Origin of the sequence: Curtobacterium sp. B8 (assembly GCF_000333315.1) — a bacterium.
GTDB lineage: Bacteria > Actinomycetota > Actinomycetes > Actinomycetales > Microbacteriaceae > Curtobacterium > Curtobacterium luteum.
In genome coordinates this window covers 1-4,586 of the sequence record NZ_BACW01000591.1, presented here as the reverse complement: position 1 = coordinate 4,586, position 4,586 = coordinate 1, and the positions used below count along the sequence as shown (strand labels likewise).

Annotated in this window: 4 protein-coding genes and 2 pseudogenes; 5 read left to right on the top strand and 1 reads right to left on the bottom strand. The window is 74.7% G+C overall.

The window, feature by feature from the left end; genetic code table 11:
• Nucleotides 1–528, bottom strand: a pseudogene (locus I59_RS16015) (hypothetical protein); the annotation flags it as partial.
• Between the two features lie 190 nt (nucleotides 529–718).
• Between I59_RS16015 and I59_RS16010 the strand changes: the two are divergent.
• The 5 genes and pseudogenes from I59_RS16010 to I59_RS15990 form a co-directional block, all read left to right on the top strand.
• On the top strand, nucleotides 719–1,096 hold the full coding sequence (locus I59_RS16010) for a holo-ACP synthase (RefSeq protein WP_022904737.1): 378 nt from the start codon (nucleotides 719–721) through the stop codon (nucleotides 1,094–1,096).
• A gap of 112 nt (nucleotides 1,097–1,208) precedes the next feature.
• Complete coding sequence (locus I59_RS16005; RefSeq protein WP_022904736.1) at nucleotides 1,209–1,496, top strand: acyl carrier protein; 288 nt, start codon at nucleotides 1,209–1,211, stop codon at nucleotides 1,494–1,496.
• Nucleotides 1,493–2,875: an acyl-CoA dehydrogenase family protein gene (locus I59_RS16000; RefSeq protein ID WP_022904735.1), complete on the top strand. Its 1,383-nt coding sequence runs from the start codon at nucleotides 1,493–1,495 to the stop codon at nucleotides 2,873–2,875. Before I59_RS16005 ends, I59_RS16000 begins: the two co-directional genes overlap by 4 nt.
• Entirely contained in the window at nucleotides 2,872–3,813 is a 942-nt protein-coding gene (locus I59_RS15995) for an amino acid--[acyl-carrier-protein] ligase (protein ID WP_022904734.1), read from the top strand. The genes I59_RS16000 and I59_RS15995 overlap by 4 nt, the downstream gene beginning before the upstream one ends.
• A pseudogene (locus I59_RS15990) lies at nucleotides 3,810–4,586 on the top strand (hypothetical protein); the annotation flags it as partial. The gene I59_RS15995 and the pseudogene I59_RS15990, both read left to right, overlap by 4 nt.

The window sequence follows — 4,586 nt, the reverse complement described above, 5'->3', positions numbered from 1 at the left end:
CAGCGTCTCCTGGTTCACCCGGACGATCTCGTCGACGGTCGCCCGATCGGCGGTCGTGCGGAACCGGTGCCCGGAGGCAGCCGCGATGTCCACCGCAGCCGACACGGCGGACTCGTCGACCAGGGTGGCGTCGTAGGGCCTGCGCGAGGTGCGGCGCGCCGTGAACCCGGCCAAGGCCTCCCGGTCGTCCGCGGTGACCGCGTGCGGACGCAACGCGACCCGTCCCAGCCGGTGCAGGTGGTCCGCCGGGTCGCGGTCGAGCCGCGTGAAGTCCATCTCGGCGTGGTCGAGGGTCTCGGTCACGGCGAATCCGTGCGCCCTCGCGACCACGTCGAGCCCGGCGAGGAACACCCCGGCGCAGACGTGGCCGAACGGGATGCCGAACGACTCGGCCGGCAGCCCCCGCCGCAGGTCGTAGTACACGGTCGCCGTCCGGTCGTCCTCGACGCGGAGCACGATCGGCTGCGAGTTGTGCGGTGACGGGTAGTGCCGGGCGTCCTCGACGATGCCGGTCCACGGTGATGCCATCGTTCCCCCTCGGTGGTCGTGCGCCGATGCTACCCATGCCCGCTGACGCGCATGCCCGCGGCGACATGCACCCTGCCGCCGGAGCGCAGCGACCTGCACCCTGCCGCCGGAGCGCAGCGACACGCACCCTGCCGCCGGAGCGCAGCGACCACGGCGGAGCGCCCGCCCGACCGGCGCGTACCCTGTCGGCATGACCGTGATCCGGACGGGGACGGACCTCACCGCCGTCGACGACGTCGTCCGCGGCATCGCGACGCACGGCGAGCGCTACCTCGCACGCATCTTCACCGACCGCGAGCGCGCCGACAGCGGGGACGACCCCGAGCGACTCGCAGCACGGTTCGCGGGCAAGGAGGCCGTCGTCAAGCTCCTGCGCCCGTCCCGCGCCGACCCCCTGCCCCTCCGGGACGTCGCCGTCGTGCTCGACGAGGACGGCGCACCCACCGTGGAACTGACCGGCGCAGCGGCGGCGCTCGCCGAGGCGATCGGCTGCGGCCCGGTCTCGGTGTCCCTGTCCCACGAACGCGGCCTGGCGGTCGCCACCGCCGTCGCGCTCGCCGAACGCTGAGGCCGACGGGCCGCGCGGTCACGGAGCGGCCACGGTCCCGCAGGACGGTCGTGCGGTTCCCCGCAACCGGGAGGCGGCTTTCCGGGGAGCCGTCCTCATTACGGTTGCCGTCATGGACCAGGACCAGCAGACCCGCGCGACCGCCGTCGCGCTCGCCGACCCGACGACCGAACACGCCGTCCGCCGTGCGCTCGCCGACCACGGGCACCTCTCCGTCGACGCCTGGGACGTCGCCTCGATCGCGGACCTCTACGCACTCGGGCTGACGTCGCACGCCACCGTCAACGTGATGCTCGCGGTGGAGGACGAACTCGACGTCGAGTTCCCGGACGCCGTGCTGAACCGGTCGACCTTCGCGACGGTCGAGTCGATCGTGCACGCCGCCGGTACGGCGTCGTGACCATCCTCGACGCCGCGCCGCCGACCGCGCCCGTCCCCGTCGTCGCGCCGGCCGGCCCGACCCGGCGCGGGCGACGCGCGGCAGCGGGAGCGGGAGCGGGAGCGGCCACAGCGACGACCGGTCCGGCGACGACCGCCGTCACCCGCGGCGGCACCCCCACCGCAGCGACCGGCACCGCCGCCAGCGGCAGCAGCACCGCGTCCACCGGCACCGCGGCCGCCGGCACGGACCCCCGCGGCCGCTTCGCCGCGCGGACCGCCCTCGTCGCCGACGTCGCCCGCCACGTCGCCGACGAGGTCGACCGCGACGCCAGGCCCCCGCGCGAGGCGATCGCCGCCATGCGCGAGCACGGACTCCTGGCCGCCGCGGTCCCGACGGAGCTCGGCGGCGAGGGGGCGACCCTCGCCGAGCTGTCCGTCATCGCGACCGAGCTCGGCCGCGCGTGCGCCGCCACCGCGATGGTCTTCGCGATGCACCAGGGCCAGGCGATGGCGCTCTGGCGGCACGGTGGTGACGGTGCCGGCGTGACGGAGCTCGTCGCCGGGGTCCGCGACGGCGCGCTGCTCGCGTCCTCCACGACCGAGCGCGGCATCGGCGGCGACGCCCGTCGCAGCACCTGCGCGCTCGAGCCGGACGCCGCGGGCCGGATCCGTCTCCGCAAGGACGCGCCGGTCATCTCCTACGCGACCGAGGCCGACGCGATCCTCGTCACCGCACGCCGCTCGGTCGACGCGGCCGCCTCGGACCAGCGCGTCGTCGTCTGCCTGCCCGAGCACACGACGCTCACGCAGACCTCGACGTGGGACACCCTGGGCCTCCGGGGCACTTGCAGCAACGGCTGGCTGCTGGACGCGGAGACCACGGCCGACCACGTCCTCCGCGACGACTACGCCACGGTCAGCGCCCGGACCGTCCTGCCGGTCTCGCACGTCCTCTGGGCGTCGGTGTGGCTCGGGATCGCGGCCGACGCCGCGGACCGCGCCCGTGCCGCCGTCCGCAAGCAGGCCCGCGCCGCCGTGGGGACCACCCCGCCCGGTGCACTCCGGCTGGCCGAGCTGCTCGTCGAGCTGCAGGCGCTGGCCGACTCCGTCCGGCACGCCGCGGAACGGTTCGACGTCGTGGCCGAGGACGCCGACGTCCTCGACTCCACGGCGTTCGCCCTGTCCGCGAACGCCCTCAAGATCGGTGCGTCCGAACGCGTCACCGACCTCGTCACCCGGTCCCTGCGCATCGTGGGCATCGCCGGGTACGCCACGAGCGGTCCCTCGAGCATCGCCCGACACCTCCGAGACGCCCACGGTGCCGCCGTCATGGTGAGCAACGACCGTCTCCTGCACAACGACGCCGGCATGGCGCTCATGACGGGAGCACTCCTGTGACCATCCACCTCGACACCGAACGCACGACGCTCGACGCCGCACGAGCTGCCCTCCGCGGACGCCTGCTCGCGGACGGGGTCCTCATCGACCTCGGCTCCCCTGGGCTCTACGGCCGGACCGGCGTGTTCGAGCGCGTGTACGGCGCGGTCGACGCCGCCGCCGTCCGCAGCCAGTCCGACCTCGACGCCGAGGTCCTGCGGTTCCCCCCGGTCGAGCCCCTCACGGCGTTCGAACGGACCGACTACATCGCCTCCTTCCCGGACCTTGCCGCGTCGATCTCCGGGTTCACGGGGGACGACCGGACGCACCGGGCGCTCCTCGCCGCCCGCGAGCGCGGGGAGCGCTGGGAGGGCTTCCTCGAACCCGCGGACCTCATGCTGACGCCGGCCGTCTGCCACCCGGTCTACGGCCTCGTCGGTGACGTCGTCCACGCGGGCGGCCGCTTCTTCGACATCGTCGGCGACTCGTTCCGCCGTGAACCGTCCCTCGACCCGATGCGGCTCCAGGCGTTCCACATGCACGAGTTCGTGCACATCGGCACGCCGGAGTCCGCGAAGGCGCACCGCGACGGACGCATCCCGGTGATGCGCGCGCTGCTCGAGTCGTTCGGGCTCGAGATCGACGTCGTGCCCGCCAACGACCCGTTCTTCGGGCGCGTCGGGCAGATGCTCGCCCGCAACCAGGTCGAGCAGGCGCTCAAGTTCGAGTTCGTCACCCCGGTGTACGGGCCCGACCACGAGGCCACGGCCATCAGCTCCGCCAACCTGCACGAGGACCACTTCGGCACGGCGTTCGGCATCCGCAGCGCCGACGGCGGCGTCGCGCACAGCGCGTGCATCGCCTTCGGCCTGGAGCGCATCACGATCGCGCTCTTCGCCGCGCACGGCACCGACCCCGACGCGTGGCCGACCGCGGTCCGCTCGGCACTGGCGCTGTGACCACCCTGCACGGCTGGTCGGGATCGCCCGCCCTCCGGGTGGCCGTGCACCTGCCGCCCGCCGCGCGGGCCGGGGTGGTCATCGTGCCGCCCCTCGGCCAGGAGGGCGTCATCGCGTACCGCACGCTGCGCCTGCTGGCGGACCGCCTGGAGGCCCGTGGCGTGGCATCGGTGCGCTACGACCCGTCTGGACGTGGGGACGCAGCCCCCGACACCGACCCGCACGCACAGGTCCGGTCGGCGGGACACGCGGCCGCGCTGCTGCGCAGCACGGGCGTCCGACGGATCGGTTTCGTCGGGCTCGCGTCGGCTGCGATCGTCGCCGCCGAGGCCGCCGCGGACGACGATGCCCTCGTCGTGTGGGACCCGCCGGCCTCCGGGCGCGCGTGGCTCCGCGGGCAGCGGGCACTCGCCACGATGACGATCGGGTCCGACCGTGTGCTCGACGGCGTCGAGTCCCTGGTCGGGATCGACGTGGACGAGGCCGAGGCCGCCGTCCTCGGCGCCCTCACGTTCACCCCGCGCGCGGCCCCGACCGTCGCCTTCGTCCGCCCCGGCGCCCCGGCTCCGCGGAAGCTCGGGGCCGTCGATCGGATCGAGGTGCACGGCACCGACGAACTGATGGACCGGACGAGCATGCACGCCCGCATCCCGGGTCCGGCGGTCGACGAGGTCGTCGCGTGGATCGACACCTGGGCCCCCGCGGTCGCCGAGACGCCGCGGACGCCGGTGCTAGACGAGGTCCTCGACGTCGACGGCCGGGTGTCCGAGCGC